The organism is Stenotrophomonas sp. STEN087, from assembly GCF_056759115.1.
This window is the reverse complement of record NZ_JBRRCR010000005.1, coordinates 59567-77138: the sequence shown is the minus strand read 5'-3', so window position 1 is coordinate 77138 and position 17572 is coordinate 59567. Positions and strand designations below refer to the sequence as shown.

Genomic DNA, 17572 nt, shown 5'->3' with positions numbered 1-17572 from the left:
GGGAATGCTTTGGTCAAGTGGTTTGCGGTCGTCGCGGCACCGGTGTACTCCATGGCGATATGGGGCGGCCTGCTGCCGTCGTCGGCGTCTGCCCAGGCAGCGGGCTACGAAGGCGAAGTAGTAACCTGCGAATCGCGCGACATGGGCTGGGTGCACTGCGATATCGACGTCAGCAACGGCGTCGACCTGGTGCGCCAGCTGTCGAGCAACACCTGCATCCGTGGCAGCGAGTGGGGTACCGACCGCAGCGGCGTGTGGGTGACTCTGGGCTGCCGTGCCGAATTCCGTGCACGCGGCGCTGAAGGTACCGCCAGCTCCGCCGCTGCCGGCGAAGGCAAGAGCAAGCACCTGGTGCGCCGCGTGGTGCGCTGCGAATCCAATGGCCGCCCGCAGAGCTGCCCGGTGCGGCTGGATGGCGCGCCGGTGCGACTGCTGCGCCAGCTCTCGGTGCTGCCGTGCCGCGAAGGGCAGGGCTGGGGCTACAAGCGCAATGAAGTCTGGACCAGCCGCGGCTGCCAGGGCGATTTCGAAGTGGCCGACGATGCCGGGCGTTTCGTAGACGTGGCCCGCAAGCTGACCTGCGAATCCAAGTCCAAGCGGCGGCGCTTCTGCGGCGCCACCATTTCCACCGAGGCCAAGGTCATCAAGCAGCTGTCCGGCACGCCCTGTGAGGAAGGCAGGACCTGGGGCTGGAGCCGCAATGGCATCTGGGTGGACGGCGGCTGCCGCGCCGAATTCTCGGTGAATTGAGCCCGGGCAGGCTCCAACCACGCGGGGCGTGGCCCTACAATGGGCCCATGAACACTGCCACCGACCTCGACTACGCCCGCTACGACCACATCCGCCCGATCCTGTGGACCGGCGATGCCCTGCAACTGCTCGACCAGCGCAAGCTGCCGTTCGTGGTCGAACACGTGGTCTGCCATGACAGCGACGACGTCGCCACCGCCATCCACGCGCTGACCGTGCGCGGTGCGCCGGCCATCGGCATTGCCGCCGCCTGGGGCGTGGTGCTGGCCGCACGCGAGGTCCAGGCTGCCGATGGCGCGCATGCCCTGCAGCAGCTGGAACCGGCCCTGCAGCGGCTGAACGCCTCGCGCCCGACCGCGGTGAACCTGGCTTGGGCGCTGGCCCGCATGCGCCGTTGCCTGACCGCCGCCGGCGCCGACTGGAAGGCGCTGCTGGAAGCCGAAGCCCAGGCCATCGCCGAGGAAGACCTGGCCGCCAACCGCCACATGGGCGCGCTGGGTGCCGGCCTGATCGACGCCGGCAGCGGCGTGCTGACCCATTGCAACACCGGCTCGCTGGCCACCGCCGGCTTCGGTACCGCGCTGGGCGTGATCCGCGCCGGCATGGCCCAGCACCGCATCGCCCGCGTGTTTGCCGGTGAGACCCGGCCGTGGCTGCAGGGCGCGCGCCTGACCGTGTGGGAGCTGCAGCAGGATGGCATCGATGCCACCCTGATCGCCGATTCCGCCGCCTCGCACCTGATGAAGACCGGCGCGGTGCAGTGGGTGATCGTCGGTGCCGACCGCATCTGCGCCAACGGCGATACCGCCAACAAGATCGGCACCTACCAGCTGGCCATCGCCGCCCGCCACCACGGGGTGAAGTTCATGGTCGTGGCCCCGTCCTCGACGGTGGACATGGACACCGTGGACGGCAGCCAGATCGAGATCGAGCAGCGCGACCCGGGCGAGCTGTACGGCGTGGGCGGTACCCGCACCGTAGCCGAGGGCATCGCCGCCTGGAACCCGGTGTTCGACGTCACCCCGGGCGAGCTGATCGACGCCATCGTGACCGAGCGCGGGGTCATCCTGAACCCGACCGCCGAGAACATGCGCGCCGCCTTCGGCGGTTGATGCAGGTGCAGGGTCGGATCCCTTTCCGCAGGAAAGGGCTCCGACCCAGGCCCCGGTGGTGCCGGCCGCTGGCTGGCAACCCCCTAAGTTCCTGATTTGTGCCGGTAAAATCCCCGTAAAGGGAGGCGGAAAACGGCCTGTTGTGGTAGTATCCGCAGGTTGAATCGAGGTTCCGGCACGACCCCCTCCCGCAGAGGGCTGCGCCGGACTGGACCGCTACCAGACAACGGAACCCGAATGGCAGAAACCGCCAAGGAAATCATCCAGGTCAACCTGGAAGACGAGATGCGCAAGAGCTACCTCGATTACGCGATGAGCGTGATCGTGGGCCGCGCGCTCCCGGATGCGCGCGACGGCCTCAAGCCGGTGCATCGCCGCGTGCTGTTCGCGATGAACGAGTTGAACGCGCACAGCAACAAGCCCTACTTCAAGTCGGCGCGTATCGTCGGTGACGTCATCGGTAAGTACCACCCGCATGGCGATCAGTCGGTGTACGACACGCTGGTGCGTCTGGCACAGCCGTTCTCGCTGCGTTACATGCTGGTCGACGGCCAGGGTAACTTCGGCTCGATCGATGGCGACTCCGCCGCGGCCATGCGATACACCGAAGCGCGCATGTCGCGCCTCGCGCATGAGCTGATGGCCGACATCGACAAGGAAACCGTCGATTTCCAGCCCAACTACGACGAAAAGGAACTGGAGCCGACGGTCATGCCGACCCGGTTCCCGAACCTGCTGGTCAATGGTTCGGCCGGTATCGCGGTGGGCATGGCCACCAACATCCCGCCGCACAACCTGAGCGAGTCGATCAACGCCTGCATCGCGCTGATCGACAACCCGGAGATCGACGTCGACGGCCTGATGGAGTACATCCCGGGCCCCGATTTCCCGACCGCCGGCATCATCAACGGCACCGCCGGCATCGTCGCCGGCTACCGCACCGGCCGTGGCCGCGTGCGCATCCGTGCCCGTGCCGATATCGAAGTGGCCGACAACGGCCGCGAATCGATCATCGTCACTGAAATTCCTTACCAGGTGAACAAGGCGCGTCTGATCGAAAAGATCGCCGAGCTGGTCAAGGAAAAGAAGATCGAAGGCATCAGCGAGCTGCGCGATGAGTCCGACAAGGACGGCATGCGCATCTACATCGAGATCAAGCGCGGTGAATCTGCCGAGGTTGTGCTGAACAACCTGTACCAGCAGACGCAGATGGAATCGGTGTTCGGCATCAACATGGTGGCGCTGGTCGACGGCCGCCCGCAGTTGATGAACCTCAAGCAGATGCTCGAGGCCTTCGTCCGCCACCGTCGCGAAGTGGTCACCCGCCGCACCGTGTTCGAGCTGCGCAAGGCGCGCGCCCGTGCCCACGTGCTGGAAGGCCTGACCGTCGCGCTGGCCAACATCGACGAGATGATCGAACTGATCAAGACCTCGCCGAACCCCAACGAAGCGCGCGAACGCATGCTCGCCCGCCTGTGGGAACCGGGGCTGGTCGGTTCGATGCTGGGCGCCGCCGGTGCCGAAGCCTCGCGTCCGGAAGACCTGCCCAAGGGCGTGGGCCTGATCGAGGGTGGCTATCAGCTGACCGAGATCCAGGCCACCCAGATCCTGGAAATGCGCCTGCACCGCCTGACCGGGCTGGAGCAGGACCGCCTGACCGACGAGTACAAGCAGCTGCTGGAAGTGATCGCCGGGCTGATCCACATCCTCGAAGATCCCGACCGCCTGCGCCAGGTCATCCGCGAGGAACTGGTCAACGTCAAGGCAGAATTCGGCGACGAGCGTCGCACCGAGATCCGCCACAGCGAAGAAGACCTGGACATCCTCGACCTGATCGCGCCGGAAGACGTGGTGGTTACCGTGTCCCACGCCGGTTACGTGAAGCGCCAGCCGGTGAGCGTGTACCGCGCGCAGCGCCGTGGTGGCCGTGGCCGCAGTGCCGCGTCGACCAAGGAAGAGGATTTCATCGAACAGCTGTGGCTGGTCAACACGCACGACACGCTGCTGACCTTCACCAGTTCGGGCAAGGTGTTCTGGCTGCCGGTGTACCAGCTGCCCGAAGCCGGCTCCAACGCCCGCGGCCGTCCGATCATCAACTGGATCCCGCTGGAACCGGGCGAACGCGTGCAGGCCGTGCTGCCGGTGCGCGAGTACGCCGATGGCCAGTTCGTGTTCTTCGCCACCAGGAACGGTACGGTCAAGAAGACCCCGCTGGGCGAGTTCGCCTTCCGTCTGGCCCGCGGCAAGATCGCGATCAACCTGGACGAAGGCGATGCTCTGGTCGGCGTCGGCCTGACCGACGGCGAGCGTGACATCCTGCTGTTCGCCTCCAACGGCAAGACCGTGCGCTTCGGCGAGGACAAGGTCCGCTCGATGGGCCGTACCGCCACCGGCGTGCGCGGCATCAAGATGCCGGCCGGCGAGGAAGTGGTCAGCCTGATCGTGGCCGAGAGTGCCGGCGGCAGCGAGGACGAGAACGAGGACGACAATGGTGTCGAGGAAACCGCAGCCACTGGCGATGCGGTGATCGACGGCGCCGACGACGCCAGCGTGCAGTACATCCTGACCGCCACCGAGAACGGCTACGGCAAGCGCACCCCGCTGCCGGACTACCCGCGCAAGGGTCGTGGCACCCAGGGCGTGATCGGCATCCAGACCACCGAGCGCAACGGCAAGCTGGTCGCCGCGGTGCTGATGGGTTCGGATGACGAGGTCCTGCTGATCTCCGACGGCGGCACCCTGGTGCGTACCCGTGGCTCTGAAATCAGCCGCGTCGGCCGCAACACCCAGGGCGTCACCTTGATCCGCCTGTCCAAGGACGAGAAGCTGCAGGCGGTGGAGCGCATGGATGCCTCGATCGACGAGGACGAGGACGAGGTGGCAGCCGCCGCCCCGGCCGCGACCGACGGCGCACCGGCTGCTGCCAGCAGCGAGGACGCCGCGCAGGAGTGATCCTGCCGCGATGACAGGTACCCGACGACGCCGGCCTTGTGCCGGCGTCGTTGTTTGCGGGCAAAGAACGCATTCATTTCACAGGCAGGGGCGGATAACGGTTGGTGAACCAGCGGACGGGGCCGGCCGCAGTGGAGCCCCCCCCCCCGTCCAACCGACCGCACGGTCGCGCCCTGGAGCCTGAAATGCCTGCCACCCCCGCTGCTGTTCCTCCCGATGGCCAGACCCTCCCGCCGCGTCGCCGGCACCCGGTGGCCACCGTTCTCTCCCTGCTGCTGATCCTGCTCGGCGCGGTCATCGGCGGCTTGGGCGTCTGGCTGCTCACGCTGGGCGGTTCCTGGTACTACGCCATCGCCGGCATCGCCATGCTGGTCAGCGGCGTGCTGCTGTGGGGCAACCGCCGCAGCGCCGCGCTGTTGTTCTCCCTCATCTTCGTCGGCACGCTGCTGTGGACGTGGTGGGAATCGGGCAGCACCTACTGGCGCTGGGTGCCACGGCTGGGCCTGGTGACCGCGCTGGCGATCGTGATGGCGCTGCTGGCACCGACGCTGCAGCAGCCTTTCCCGCGTCGCGCATCGCGTGGTGTTGCGGCGGTGTTGATGCTGGTCTTCGTGGCGGCCTTCGCGCTGGCCTTCGTGCCGCATGGCGAAGTGCGCGGCGACCAGCCGTTCCCCGACGCGGCTGCGTCGACCGGCATCGATCCAACCGAGGACACCACGGGCCTGCAGCCCTCCGACCGACCGGCCGACGGTGACTGGGCCGCGTGGGGCCGCAACAACGCCGCGACACGGTTCTCGCCGCTGCAGCAGATCACCCCGGACAACGTGGCCACGCTGCAACCGGCCTGGCAGTTCCGCACCGGCGACCTGCCGGAAAACCGCTGGGGCGCGGAAACCACGCCGCTCAAGATCGGCAACCGCCTGTACCTGTGCACCGCGCGCAACCAGCTGATCGCGCTCGATGCCAGTACCGGCAAGGAAATCTGGCGCTTCAATCCGAAGGTGAAAGACGCTTCGATTCCCTATACCGCAGCGTGCCGCGGCGTGTCCTATTACGAGCAGCCCAGTGGCGCCGCCGTGGTCGATGCCGCGCTGGCCGACGCGGCCGCCGATCTGGCACTGCCGGCGCCGCCGCCGACCCCCGGCGCGGCCAGCGTGCCCGGCAACCGCCCGGCCTGCACCGCGCGCATCATCGAAGGCACCCTGGACGGCCGCATCATCGCGGTGGACGCGGACAGCGGAAAGCCGTGCGCCAACTTCGGCAACAACGGGCAGGTCGACATCACCCTGGGCATGGGCAAAACGCCGCCGGGCTACGTCTCCATCACCTCGCCACCGGCCATCGTGCGCGGCGTCATCGTCACCGGCCACCAGGTGCTGGACGGCCAGCGCCGCGATGCACCCTCGGGCGTCATCCAGGCCTATGACGCGGTGACCGGCAAGCTGCGCTGGGCCTGGGACATGGACCAGCCGGAACTGACCGGCCTGCCGGCGCAGGGCAAGGAATACACGCGCGGTACGCCGAACATGTGGACCACCGCCACCGGCGATGAAAAGCTGGGCCTGGTCTACCTGCCGATGGGTAATTCCGCGGGCGACTACTGGAGCGGCTCGCGCACCGAGAACCAGAACAAGTACGCGACCTCGCTGGTGGCCATCGACGTGACCACCGGCAAGCCGGCCTGGCATTTCCAGGCCGTGCGCAAGGATGTCTGGGACTACGACATGGGCTCGCAGGCGAGCCTGATCGACTACCCGACCGCGCAGGGCAAGGTGCCGGCCATCCTGCTGCCGACCAAGCAGGGCGACATGTACATCCTCGACCGCCGCACCGGCCAGCTGCTGACCCCGGCCGAAGAGCGCAAGGTGCCCGGTGGTGGTGCCGAGCCGGAGCAGCGTTCGCCCACCCAGCTGTTCTCGCTGTACCACACGCTGCGCCGCGAACACGATCTGACCGAGCAGGACATGTGGGGCATCACCCCGATTGATCAGCTGGTGTGCCGCATCCAGTTCCGCAAAGCGCATTACGAGGGTTTCTACACGCCGCCGAGCGCCGATCATCATTCGATTGAATACCCCGGCTACAACGGTGGTTCGGACTGGGGCAGCGTGGCCATCGATACGCGTCGCGGCGTGATCGTGGCCAACTACAACGACATGCCCAACTACAACCGGCTGGTGCCGCGCGCCGAAGCTGACCGCAAGGGCTGGCTGCCGCGCGAAGATATCCGCACCGACAAGGGTGGTGCCGAGGGTGCGGGTGACCCGCAGGTCGGTACGCCGTACGCCATCGACGTCAATGCTGGCTGGCGCCTGCCGTTCACCGGCCTGCTGTGCAAGCAGCCGCCCTACGGTGGCATCCGCGCGGTCGATCTGCGCACCGGCAAGCTGCTGTGGGACCGTCCGTTCGGCAGCGCCCGTGGCAATGGCCCGTTCGGCATCCGCTCCGGCCTGCCGATCGAGATTGGTACGCCCAACAATGGTGGCGCGGTGGTGACCGCCAGCGGCCTGATCTTCATTGCCGCCGCCACCGACGACCTGCTGCGCGCGATCGACCTGAAGACCGGCAAGGAGCTGTGGCACGTCAAGCTGCCGGCCGGTGGCCAGGCCAACCCGATGGTGTACGAGCAGGACGGCCGCCAGTACGTGGTGATCGTCGCGGCCGGGCACCACTTCATGGAAACGCCGAAGGGCGATTACGTGATGGCGTACGCGTTGCCGAAGTGACGTGATGGGTGGGCGACACCCCAACGCCATCCTCGCGGGGCTGGCGTTGGGCTAGGATGGCCGCACGCCTCGTCTGCGAAGGAATCGCCATGTTCGTGCGCTGTCTTTCCGCCCGCCCAGTGCTCTGGGCCTTGTTGATGCTGTTGTGCATGGGCGCCGCGCACGCTGCGCCGCCCGCTCCTGAGGCCCGACGTGCGGCTGATGGCTGGCTGGCAGCGTTCAATGCCGGCAGCCTGGAGCAGTTGCAGGCCTTCGCTGAGCGTTACGCCAAGAAGGACGGCAGCACTCCGCAGGACTATCTGGAGTTCCACGAGTCGACCGGCCCGCTGAAGCTGCTGGAGGTGCGTGAGAGCACGCCACTGCAGGTGAAGCTGCTGGTGCTGGCGCAGCAGACCGAGCGTGCGATGCTGGTGACCGCGGAGATGGACCCGGCCCATCCGGCACAACTGAAGCTGTTCCAGCTGGAAGGCACGCCCACGCCGGAAAAATACCAGCCCGCACGCGTCGCCTTGCCGCAGCTGATGGCCGACGCCCGTGCAAAGCTGGACGCCTTGGCCGCTGAGGATGCGCTGTCGGGTAGCGTGCTGGTGGCGCAGAACGGGCGCGTGCTGCTGGACTGGCACGCAGGCCTGGCCGACCGCGGCGTGAACAAGGCAGTCGACGCGCAGACCCGATTCCGCCTGGCCTCGTCCAACAAGATGTTCACCTCGGTGGCCATCCTGCAGCTGGTGCAGGCCGGCAAAGTGAGCCTGGACGATACGATCGGCAAGTACCTGCCGGACTATCCGAACAAGGCCGTCGCCGATACCGTGACCGTGCGCCAGCTGTTGACCCACACCAGCGGCCTGGGCGATTTCTTCGGCGATGATTTCGACCAGTACTCGGCCTCGCTGAAGACGCTGGATGACTACGTGCAGCGCTTCGCCAAGGATGCGCCGCAGTTCACGCCCGGCAGCCAGGATGCCTACTCCAATTACGGCTTCATCGTGCTTGGCCGCATCATCGAGACCGTTTCCGGGCAGTCGTACTACGACTACGTGGACGCGCACATCCTGCGCCCGGCAGGAATGACCGCTACCGGGTTCGAGCCGGAAACCGTGGATGTTGAGCACCGTGCCATCGCCTATACCAGGAAGGACGGGCAGTGGGTACGCGAAACCAAGACGCTGCCCTGGCGCGGCATGTCGGCCGGTGGTGGTTACAGCACCGCCGCAGACATGCTGAAGTTCTGCGAGGCCCTGCGCAGCGGCAAGCTGGTATCGCCGGAGCTGCTGAAGCAGGCCACCACCGCGCAGAACCACAAGGGCTGGTATGGCTATGGCTTCGTCGTGCAGGGGCAGGGCAGCCAGCGCCAGTACGGGCACGAGGGCGGGGCGCCTGGCTCGAACAGTGCCATCGTGGTGCTGCCCGAGCAGGGCTACGTGGTCATCGGCCTGGCCAACGTGGATCCGGATGCGGTCGGCAACGTGGTCAACTACATCGCACGGCGTTTGCCGCTGTAATGCAGGCGACAAGCCGGACCGGGGGTAGAGTCGACCGTTGGTCGACTATCGCGCGCAGCGCGGGGTTTCAGCGGGTCGCGAGGGACAGTCCGCCGCCGCTCCCCTCAGCGCGGCACCCGCACCATCTTCGTCATCAGGTGCTCGACCACACCCTCCGGATCGGCCGTGCGGCCGACGTGCGTGCTGGACATCTGCACGATCGAACTGCGCTTGGCCGTAAGGAAATGGAAGCGTGCACGCGCGGGCAGCTGCGCGATCGGGCCGGCATTGGCATCACCGCGGCAGATCGCCACGATGGCATCCAGCCACGGCTGCAGCGCTTCCAGATCGAGCGCCGGCGCGAACGCCTGCAGGCGTGCTGCGTCGATCTCGATGGCTGCTTCCAGATGGCGTGCGCCGGGGCAGGAGACGATCACCCCGACGTTGATGAACTCTTCGCGTTCCACCCGCGGTACCACGCGGATGACCGCATAGTCATACGTGTGCAGCGTGGGCACGGACGGCCTCCTGCACGAACACCGCACGCACCTTCAGGCGGTGCTTGAGGTAGTTGATGTAGCCCTGGCGGTAGGCCTGCGGGCTGTCGAACGCCGGCTCGTCCACCAGCCAGCTGTCGGGCACCAGGCCGACGATGCGCTCGATCTCGGCATCGGGCAGGCGCGCGGCGAGCTCGGCATCCACCTCGGCAATGCGGCTGGCAAATGGCAGCAGCACGTGGTCGCGGATCAGCACGAAGGGCTTTTCGCATGCGTCGCCGGCGTTGGCCCAGTCGTGATGGAAGTACATCGCCGCACCGTGGTCGATCAGGTACAGCTTGCGATGCCAGACCATCAGGTTGGGGTTGCGCGTGGTGCGATCCACATTGCTGGTGAACGCATCGAACCAGACCAGGCGCGAGGCCAGGTCCGCATCCACCGGCATTGCGGCAGGATCGTAGTTGATCGCGCCGGGCAGGTAATCCAGGCCTAGGTTCAGGCCCTCGCTGGCACGGATCAGGTCCTGGATCTCAGGGTCCGGTTCGGTGCGGGCGAACTCGCTGTCCAGTTCCACGAACAGGATTTCCGGAATCGGCAGGCCCACGCTGCGGGCCATTTCGCCCGCGATCAGCTCGGCGATCAGTGCCTTCGGACCCTGGCCGGCGCCACGGAACTTGAGCACGGCCATGCCGTCGTCGTCGGTCTCGACCACGGCGGGCAGGGAGCCCCCTTCGCGGAGCGGGGTGATGTAGCGGAGGGCGTGTACGGTGCGCATGAACGAATTCTACAGTCTTCACTCCACCCTGCCGCCTGCGGTGGCAGCATCCAGCCTTGGGGAGCATGAACCGGCCAGGATGGCCGTGGTGTACGAGAGCTGCCATCCTTCAAGCGTTTCCACGATGTACTTGCAGGCATTGGAGGTGCACCCATGAATGACGAATCCATTCCCCTGCTGCCGACCCTGGACGACGCCAAGGTCGAACAGATGATCGGTAAAGTGGTGCTGGTGGGCATTACCCGCTACGGCGGCGATGGCCAGATGCGGGACCAGCAGCAGTATTCGGGCACGGTGCTGCGCATCAGTGCCGAGGAAGGCGTGGTGCTGGCCGACGAGGCCGATGGCCATGAACGTTACCTGCCGCCGATGCTCGACCAGTACCGGCCCGCGGAACCGGGTGAATACCGGCTGCGCTCCGGTGGCGCGATCGTGGTCGACCCCGATTACCTGACCACGTGGGACCTGCACGCGCAGCAGTAAGGCGAGCGCCGGTGGGGTTTGCAGCATCCGGCCACTAGTCCTTCCGGCCCATTCACAACCCACCCCGGGGTGCTAGATTCGGCCGATGCCCGCTGTCTGGCGGGTGCCCAATCACACCCCAGGGGATCAAGGATGCTCATCCATCGCACCTCTCTGGCGGCGGCCATTGCCGTTGCCACCGTCGGCCTGCTGGCTGCTGGCCCGGCGCTTGCCGATTACGCAAAGCCGCCGGAGCACCTGCTCAAGGTGCTGAAGGCTCCGCCGCCGCCGGCACCGAACGTCGATCCGAGCGGGCAGCGCCTGCTGCTGACCACCGCGCAGACCTATCCGTCCATCGCCCGCGTGGCCCAGCCGTACCTGAAGCTGGCCGGCGTGCGCCTGGAGCCGAAGAACCGCAGCCGTCACGACACCCCTGGTGGCTACGGTATTCCGGCCTGCGTGGCCGATTTCAGCGTGGTGGAAATCGCCAGCGGCAAGACCACCAAGGTCGACCTGCCGCGGGGCTGTGCCGGTGCGGCGCAGTGGTCGGCCGATGGCAGCCACTTCGCGTTCCAGAACGCGGTCGATACCAGTGTGCAGCTGTGGGTGGGCGATGCAGCCACCGGCCAGGTCAAGCAGGTGCCGGGCGTGCAGCTCAATCCGATCTTCGGCAGCACCGTGCAGTGGCTGGGTGGCAGCCAGAACCTGCTGGTGAAGCTGGTGCCGGCCAACCAGGGCGCAGCCCCGTCCGACGGCGGCGTGCCGACCGGCCCGGACGCGCAGGAATCGCTGGGCAGCAGCGGCGAAAGCAGCACCTACGAAGCCCGTGACACGCTGGCCAGCGTGCACGATGAAAAGCTGTTCGCCTACTACGGCGCCTCGCAGCTGGCCGTGGTCGATACCACCAGCGGCAAGGTCCGCCCGGTCGGCAGCGCCGCCATCTTCAACGACGTCAGCGCTGCGCCCGACGGCGTGCACGTGCTGACCGAATCGATCAAGCCGCCGTTCTCGCACGCGGTGACCTACCAGCGCTTCGCCAACGACGTTGCGGTGCTGGACATCGCCAGTGGCAAGATCACCGCCATCGCCAGCCTGCCGCTGGCCGACCGCGTGCCCGTGCATGGCGTGCCGGAAGGCCCGCGTGGTTTCGACTGGCGCTCCACCGATCCGGCTACCCTGGTCTATGCCGAAGCGCTGGACAAGGGCGACTGGAAGGTGAGCGTGCCGCACCGTGATCGCGTGCTGATGCTGAAGGCCCCGTTCAACGGCAAGCCGGTGGAGATCGCCCGCACCGCACAGCGTTTCGAAGGCCTGGCCTGGTCGGCGGATCCCGCCGTGTCCTTCATGTTCGAGAACGACGAGAACCGCCACTGGGTGCAGACCCGCATCGTCGATGTCGACCAGCCGAAGAAGGAAGGCCGCCTGCTGTGGGACATGTCCAGCGATGAGCTGTACGGCGACCCGGGCAACCTGGTGTTCAAGCGTCTGCCCAACGGCGCCGCAGTCGTGCGCCAGGAAGGCAATTTCGTGTTCCTGCGCGGGCAGGGCGCTTCGCCGCAGGGCGATCGTCCGTTCCTCGACCGCCTGGACCTGGGTTCGCTGAAGAGCGAGCGCCTGTTCCGCAGCGATGCCGATGCCTACGAGCAGTTCCTTGGTTTCAGCAACACCCCGGGCCGGTACCTGACCTGGCACCAGTCGGTGATGGACGCGCCGAACGCGTTCGTGCGCCAGCAGGGCGAGGCGGTTGCCGCAGCAAAGGACGGCGAGGCGCAGTTCGCATCCACCGCCACCGCGCTGACCAAGCTGGTCGACCCGACCCCGGAAGTGCGCCAGATCAAGAAGCAGCTGGTGACCTACAAGCGCGCCGACGGCGTGGATCTGTCCTTCACCCTGTACACCCCGCCGGGCTACAAGGAAGGCCAGCGCGTGCCGGCGATCCTGTACGCGTACCCGGCCGACTTCGCCAACGCCGCCCAGGCCGGCCAGGTGTCCGGTTCGCAGCAGACCTTCACCCGTCTGCAGCCGTACCGCCTGATGCTGCTGGCCGGCTACGCGATCATCGACAACGCCTCGTTCCCGATCGTCGGCGACCCGAAGACCGCCTATGACACCTACCTGGAGCAGCTGGAAGCCGACGCCAAGGCGGCGGTGGACAAGGCCGTGGACATGGGCGTGGTCGACCGCAACCGCATCGGTGTCACCGGCCACAGCCACGGCGGCCTGATGACCGCCAACCTGATCGCCCACACCAACCTGTTCAAGGCTGGCGTGGCGACCAGCGGTTCGTACAACAAGACGTTCACCCCGTTCGGCTTCCAGAACGAGCGTCGCTCGGTGTGGCAGGCGCAGGACGTGTACCTGAAGGCCTCGCCGTTCTTCTACGCCGACAAGATCAAGCTGCCGCTGCTGCTGGTCCACGGCGAAGACGATGCCAACCCGGGTACCGAGCCGTTCCAGTCGCGCAAGCTGTACCAGGCCATCCGTGGCAACGGCGGTACCACCCGCCTGGTGATGCTGCCGAACGAACCGCACTGGTACACCGCGCTGGAATCGAACGAGCAGCTGGTGTCTGAAATGCTGAACTGGTTCGACACCTACGTGAAGAACGCGAAGTAACGTCGAGCCTGCTCGACAGCTGCATCCAGGGCCGCCTTCGGGCGGCCCTGGCATCCCCGACGATTGCAGGGCGAAGGAGCGCGCGATGAAATTCTGGTGGCTGGTCCTTGCAGGCCTGTGTATCACCGCTCCGGTGCTGGCAGCAGAGCCCAACCTGCGTATCGACATCGAGTACCGGTGGTTGGGATGGGGCGATGTGCAGGAACACTGGCGCATCGAACGCGACGCACGTGGCGTGACGACGCGGGTGGATGCCGCTTTGCCGATGAATCGGCGCGACGGTCAGTACGTAACGCTGCCTGCCGCTTCAGTGTCGGCGTTTGAAGCGGCCATTGACGCTGCGCCGGTGACGATGGCGGTGGCCGTCGATGAAGTTGCACGCCGACTGGATCGCGCCGCGATCACACGGCTGGACCCGACCATGACGAGATCGCCGGCGCCATCGTGCGGTTTCGCGCAGCGGCAGGCCTGGGCACGGAAGACATTGACTGAGGTGGAGCTGCGCAAACGGGTTCAGCAGCAGCTGTCGCCCGAGAGTGGTCTATGGACGGACGATTACCCGACGCTATCGGTGACCGTGAGGCGCAAGGGGCACCCGCCGGTCGCATTTGTTTCCACATCGCAGAAGGCGCTCATGCTGCCGTGGAAGCAGATGCCCATGGGACATTCGCGGTCGATCGACACCGGCACGCTGCCCGCGCAGTGGCGCCCGGCGCTGAGCGACGCCGTGATCGCGCTGCTGCCTCCCGGCGAAAGAAGCCGGGCACGGTTCCATCCCGGCTGGCTGCAGGAAAGGCTCCGCCTGCACCTGGAGATGGACGCGCTGGCCTGCAGGTAGCGTAACCATCTGTGACGCGGACATCGCAGTGCAGCGAAGCTGCGGTACGCTGCAGCTCTGGTGCTTGCCACGGATGTGTTCAATGAAAGCCTTCGTCCTTGCTGTGTTCTTGTCTTTGGGTATCGCACCGGCCATTGCCGCGGCGCAGGAACTGACCGGCGAGCTGGCCGCGCTGGGCATCACCGCCGGCATGCCGTATGCCAAGGCCAAGCGCCTGCTCGATGCTGCGGGCTGGCAGGTCACGCCGCCTGAATCACGCCAGGCCGCGCTGCCGGACTTCCCCGAGATCGAATGCGGCCAGGGCCGTGATGCGGTGTGTTCGGCTGGCTTCCACAAGAACGATCAATCGGTGGCGATGATCATCGCCACCACGCAGGCGGGGCAGCCGTTCGTGCAGGGCACGTACTGACCGCGCACGGACGTCGCCATGAAAATCGCTGCACGTGGACGTACCGGATGGGGATGGCTGCTGGTCGGCCTGTTGTTCAGCGGCACCGCTGCGGTGGGCTGTACTGCACTGGGTCGGTTTGCGATCCCGCAGTTCGCTCAGCAGTTTGCCGAAGCGGGCCAGCCGTTGCCCGTCATCACCCAGTTCTTCGCAGGCAGCTACGGGCTGGCCTGGCTAGGCCCGCCGCTGGTGATTGCCGCCTGGCTGGCAGGGCAGGCGCGGCTGTCGGCGTTGATCGGCAGCGTGACGCTGATGGTGGCGACCCCGCTGGCCATGTTTGCGGCCTACCTGCCGCTGTTCAAGCTGGGCACGTTGTACTGACCAGCGCGCAGCCCGGTGGCTGCGATCGTGACCGGGTACCGTCAACCATGACCTCCGGCCCGTCGCCGGGCGCTCGGGCGCGTACTACCCTCAGTGGTTCAAGGCGCGTGGGTGCCTCCTTCCACTGGAGTTGTCGATGTCCCGTTCGTTGCTGGTCGTCGTTTCCGCTGTGTTGACGCTGTCCCCGCTGCCGTTGCTCGCCGCCAGGGCACCCGCGCAGGACCTGGCCGCCGAGGTCAACCCTTTCATCGGCACCACCAACGCCGGCAACGTCTACCCGGGGCCGACGGTGCCCTTCGGCATGGTGGCCTTCAGTCCGGAAATGACCGCACTGCCGGGCAAGCGCTTCCCGATTGCCGCGCCCGGTGGCTACGAGTGGCGCAGCAACGGCGTACGCGGTTTCAGCCTGACCCACGTCAATGGCACCGGCTGCACCGGCGCCAGCGGCGATATTCCATTGATGCCGGTAACCCTGCCAGTCGAGCTGTCGCCGTCTTCGGCCGATGCCGGCGTGCGCTATACCAGCCTGCTGGACCACGCGAAGGAAAGCGCCAGCCCCGGTGCCTACACACTCACCCTCGACAACGGCGTGGCCGTGAGCCTGGCAGCCACAGAGCGCACCGCAGTGGGCCAGTTCCAGTTCCCGGCCGACAAGCCGGCCAATCTGCTGTTCCGCACCTCCGACAGCGAAGTGGGCAGCAGCGATTCGACCATCATCATCGACCCGGCCACGCGCACCGTGCGCGGTTCGGTCACCAGCGGTAACTTCTGTGGCTACCTCGCCGAGGACCGCCGCGAGAGCTACTACACCCTGCATTTCGTCGCCGAGTTCGACCAGCCGTTCGAAGTGGGCGGCACCTGGCGCGATGACAGCGTGCAGGCCGGCGCGCGCGAGGGCGGCGGTGGCACCACGTATGGCAGCAAGGGCCACCCGCCGGCGGGCAAGGGCGCGGGCGGCTGGATCAGTTTCGATGCCAAGCGCACGCCGCAGGTGACCGCGCGCATCGGTATTTCCTACGTCGATGAAGCCGGCGCGCGCGCCAACCTGCGCCGCGAGAGTCCGCAGGGCACGACCGTGGCGGCCACGCAGGCGGCCACCCGCGCGAAGTGGAACGAGCTGCTGGGCCAGGTGCGGGTGCAGGGCGGTACGCCCGACGAGCGCACCGTGTTCTACACCGCGCTGTACCACGCCATGCTGGCGCCCAACCTGCACAGCGATGGCGATGGCCGATACCGCGGCATGGACGGCAAGGTGCATGCGCTGGCCAAGCGGCAGCAGGCGCAGTACGCCAACTACTCGGGCTGGGATGTGTACCGCTCGCAGCTGCAGCTGCTGACCCTGCTGCAGCCGCAGGTCGGTTCGGACGTGGCGCAGTCGCTGCTGAACCAGGCCGACCAGAATGGCGGCGTCTGGGATCGCTGGACCCACATCACCGGCGCCACCGGCGTGATGAACGGCGATCCGTCGCCGCCGTCGGTGGCGGCCATCCATGCCTTCGGCGGCCGCAGCTTCGACCTGCAGCGCGCCTACGCCTCGCTGAAGAAGGCGGCCACGGTGCCCACCGCACGTGATCTGGACAAGCGTGGTTGCCCGGTGCTCTGCGTGGGCCAGCGCCCGGGCCTGGACCAGTGGCTTGCCCTGAAGTACATGCCGGAAGGCGCGCCGGGCTGGGGCAGTGCGGCCGATACGCTGGAGATGGTCAGCGCCGATTTCGGCCTGTCCGAGCTGGCCCTCGCCGCCGGTGATGCGCAGGGTGCAAAGCTGTTCCGTGAGCGCTCCGGCTGGTGGCGCAACCTCTACAACCCGAAGGCCACCGCGCAGCAGGGCTACATCCAGCCGCGCAATGCCGATGGCAGCTGGCCGACGTTTGATCCGGCCGCCGACGAGGGTTTCGTCGAAGGCAGTGGCGCGCAGTACCTGTGGATGGTGCCGTTCGATCCGGCCGGTCTTTTCGAGGCGCTCGGCGGCCGCGAGGCCAGCATCGCGCGGCTCGATGCGTTCTTCCGCACGCCGGATGGTGCGTGGGCAGTGACCAAGTCCGGCCCGCTGCACGCCGAGCTGGACAACGAACCGTCCATCGCAGCGCCGTGGCTGTACAACTTCCTTGGCCAGCCGTGGAAGACCCAGGAAACCGTGCGCCAGGCGATGCGCCAGATCTGGACCAACACGCCCGAGGGCATGCCCGGCAATGATGACCTTGGCCAGATGTCCTCGTGGTACGTGTGGTCGGCGCTGGGCCTGTATCCGGTGTACCCGGGCCGCGCGGACCTGGTGATCGGCAGTCCGCTGTTCACCGAAGCAGTGATCACCCGCCCGGGCGCGAAGATCGTAGTGCGTGCACGCGGCGCAGCGATGGATGCGCCGTACGTGCAGTCGCTGCAGGTGGATGGCAAGGCCAGCAATGCCAGCTGGCTGCCGGCCAGCTTCGTGCAGCGCGGCGGCACGCTGGACTTCGAGCTGGGCAGCACGAAGAACGAACAGTGGGGCGCGCAGGACGTACCGCCGTCGCACGGTCCCCGCTAAGTCCGCACCATGCGTGGATGAAACACCACACGGCCGGGCACCCCCGGCCCCGTTGAACGCGCACCATCCG

General features: G+C 67.1%; 13 protein-coding genes. 11 read left to right on the top strand and 2 right to left on the bottom strand.

Annotated elements, in window-relative coordinates; genetic code table 11:
* Positions 1-9: 9 nt before the first annotated feature.
* The 5 genes from ACVOK1_RS02665 to ACVOK1_RS02645 all read left to right on the top strand — a co-directional run bounded on the left by ACVOK1_RS02665 (position 10) and on the right by ACVOK1_RS02645 (position 9042).
* Complete coding sequence (locus tag ACVOK1_RS02665; protein WP_481561001.1) at positions 10-750, top strand: DUF3011 domain-containing protein; 741 nt, start codon at positions 10-12, stop codon at positions 748-750.
* Between the two features lie 47 nt (positions 751-797).
* A complete protein-coding gene (mtnA, locus tag ACVOK1_RS02660) occupies positions 798-1862 on the top strand; it encodes an S-methyl-5-thioribose-1-phosphate isomerase (RefSeq protein WP_108769246.1) in 1065 nt (354 codons plus the stop codon).
* 237 nt (positions 1863-2099) lie between these two features.
* A complete protein-coding gene (gene gyrA, locus ACVOK1_RS02655; protein ID WP_108769245.1) occupies positions 2100-4814 on the top strand; it encodes a DNA gyrase subunit A in 2715 nt (904 codons plus the stop codon).
* A gap of 185 nt (positions 4815-4999) precedes the next feature.
* A complete protein-coding gene (locus ACVOK1_RS02650; RefSeq protein WP_481561000.1) occupies positions 5000-7540 on the top strand; it encodes a membrane-bound PQQ-dependent dehydrogenase, glucose/quinate/shikimate family in 2541 nt (846 codons plus the stop codon).
* Positions 7541-7689: 149 nt separating this feature from the next.
* Positions 7690-9042 (top strand): serine hydrolase domain-containing protein, encoded by a 1353-nt coding sequence (locus ACVOK1_RS02645; RefSeq protein WP_481560999.1) that lies wholly within the window; start codon positions 7690-7692, stop codon positions 9040-9042.
* A gap of 104 nt (positions 9043-9146) precedes the next feature.
* Here ACVOK1_RS02645 and ACVOK1_RS02640 read toward each other — a convergent pair whose 3' ends face one another.
* Together ACVOK1_RS02640 and ACVOK1_RS02635 are read right to left on the bottom strand one after the other, a co-directional pair.
* Entirely contained in the window at positions 9147-9539 is a 393-nt protein-coding gene (locus ACVOK1_RS02640; RefSeq protein WP_313051184.1) for a DUF3037 domain-containing protein, read from the bottom strand.
* Positions 9517-10293: a HipA family kinase gene (locus ACVOK1_RS02635; RefSeq protein WP_108769241.1), complete on the bottom strand. Its 777-nt coding sequence runs from the start codon at positions 10291-10293 to the stop codon at positions 9517-9519. Before ACVOK1_RS02635 ends, ACVOK1_RS02640 begins: the two co-directional genes overlap by 23 nt.
* A gap of 153 nt (positions 10294-10446) precedes the next feature.
* Between ACVOK1_RS02635 and ACVOK1_RS02630 the strand changes: the two genes are divergently transcribed.
* The 6 genes from ACVOK1_RS02630 to ACVOK1_RS02605 all read left to right on the top strand — a co-directional run bounded on the left by ACVOK1_RS02630 (position 10447) and on the right by ACVOK1_RS02605 (position 17502).
* Positions 10447-10776 (top strand): hypothetical protein, encoded by a 330-nt coding sequence (locus ACVOK1_RS02630; RefSeq protein WP_108769240.1) that lies wholly within the window; start codon positions 10447-10449, stop codon positions 10774-10776.
* 132 nt (positions 10777-10908) lie between these two features.
* Positions 10909-13371: a S9 family peptidase gene (locus ACVOK1_RS02625; protein WP_481560998.1), complete on the top strand. Its 2463-nt coding sequence runs from the start codon at positions 10909-10911 to the stop codon at positions 13369-13371.
* Between the two features lie 85 nt (positions 13372-13456).
* Positions 13457-14209, top strand: coding sequence for a hypothetical protein (locus tag ACVOK1_RS02620; RefSeq protein ID WP_481560997.1), 753 nt, complete (start codon positions 13457-13459; stop codon positions 14207-14209).
* Between the two features lie 82 nt (positions 14210-14291).
* A complete protein-coding gene (locus ACVOK1_RS02615; RefSeq protein ID WP_481560996.1) occupies positions 14292-14618 on the top strand; it encodes a hypothetical protein in 327 nt (108 codons plus the stop codon).
* A gap of 18 nt (positions 14619-14636) precedes the next feature.
* Complete coding sequence (locus ACVOK1_RS02610) at positions 14637-14978, top strand: hypothetical protein (RefSeq protein ID WP_108769236.1); 342 nt, start codon at positions 14637-14639, stop codon at positions 14976-14978.
* Between the two features lie 136 nt (positions 14979-15114).
* The gene (locus ACVOK1_RS02605) at positions 15115-17502 is read left to right on the top strand and encodes a GH92 family glycosyl hydrolase (RefSeq protein ID WP_481560995.1); all 2388 of its coding nucleotides are present in this window, start codon (positions 15115-15117) and stop codon (positions 17500-17502) included.
* The last annotated feature ends 70 nt before the right edge of the window (positions 17503-17572 follow it).

Coding starts and splice junctions, on each gene's coding strand:
- mtnA (WP_108769246.1), top strand. CDS start 798: ATGAACACTGCCACCGACCTCGACTACGCCCGCTACGACCACATCCGC.
- gyrA (WP_108769245.1), top strand. CDS start 2,100: ATGGCAGAAACCGCCAAGGAAATCATCCAGGTCAACCTGGAAGACGAG.
- ACVOK1_RS02650 (WP_481561000.1), top strand. CDS start 5,000: ATGCCTGCCACCCCCGCTGCTGTTCCTCCCGATGGCCAGACCCTCCCG.
- ACVOK1_RS02645 (WP_481560999.1), top strand. CDS start 7,690: ATGGGCGCCGCGCACGCTGCGCCGCCCGCTCCTGAGGCCCGACGTGCG.
- ACVOK1_RS02635 (WP_108769241.1), bottom strand. CDS start 10,293: ATGCGCACCGTACACGCCCTCCGCTACATCACCCCGCTCCGCGAAGGG.
- ACVOK1_RS02630 (WP_108769240.1), top strand. CDS start 10,447: ATGAATGACGAATCCATTCCCCTGCTGCCGACCCTGGACGACGCCAAG.
- ACVOK1_RS02625 (WP_481560998.1), top strand. CDS start 10,909: ATGCTCATCCATCGCACCTCTCTGGCGGCGGCCATTGCCGTTGCCACC.
- ACVOK1_RS02620 (WP_481560997.1), top strand. CDS start 13,457: ATGAAATTCTGGTGGCTGGTCCTTGCAGGCCTGTGTATCACCGCTCCG.
- ACVOK1_RS02615 (WP_481560996.1), top strand. CDS start 14,292: ATGAAAGCCTTCGTCCTTGCTGTGTTCTTGTCTTTGGGTATCGCACCG.
- ACVOK1_RS02610 (WP_108769236.1), top strand. CDS start 14,637: ATGAAAATCGCTGCACGTGGACGTACCGGATGGGGATGGCTGCTGGTC.
- ACVOK1_RS02605 (WP_481560995.1), top strand. CDS start 15,115: ATGTCCCGTTCGTTGCTGGTCGTCGTTTCCGCTGTGTTGACGCTGTCC.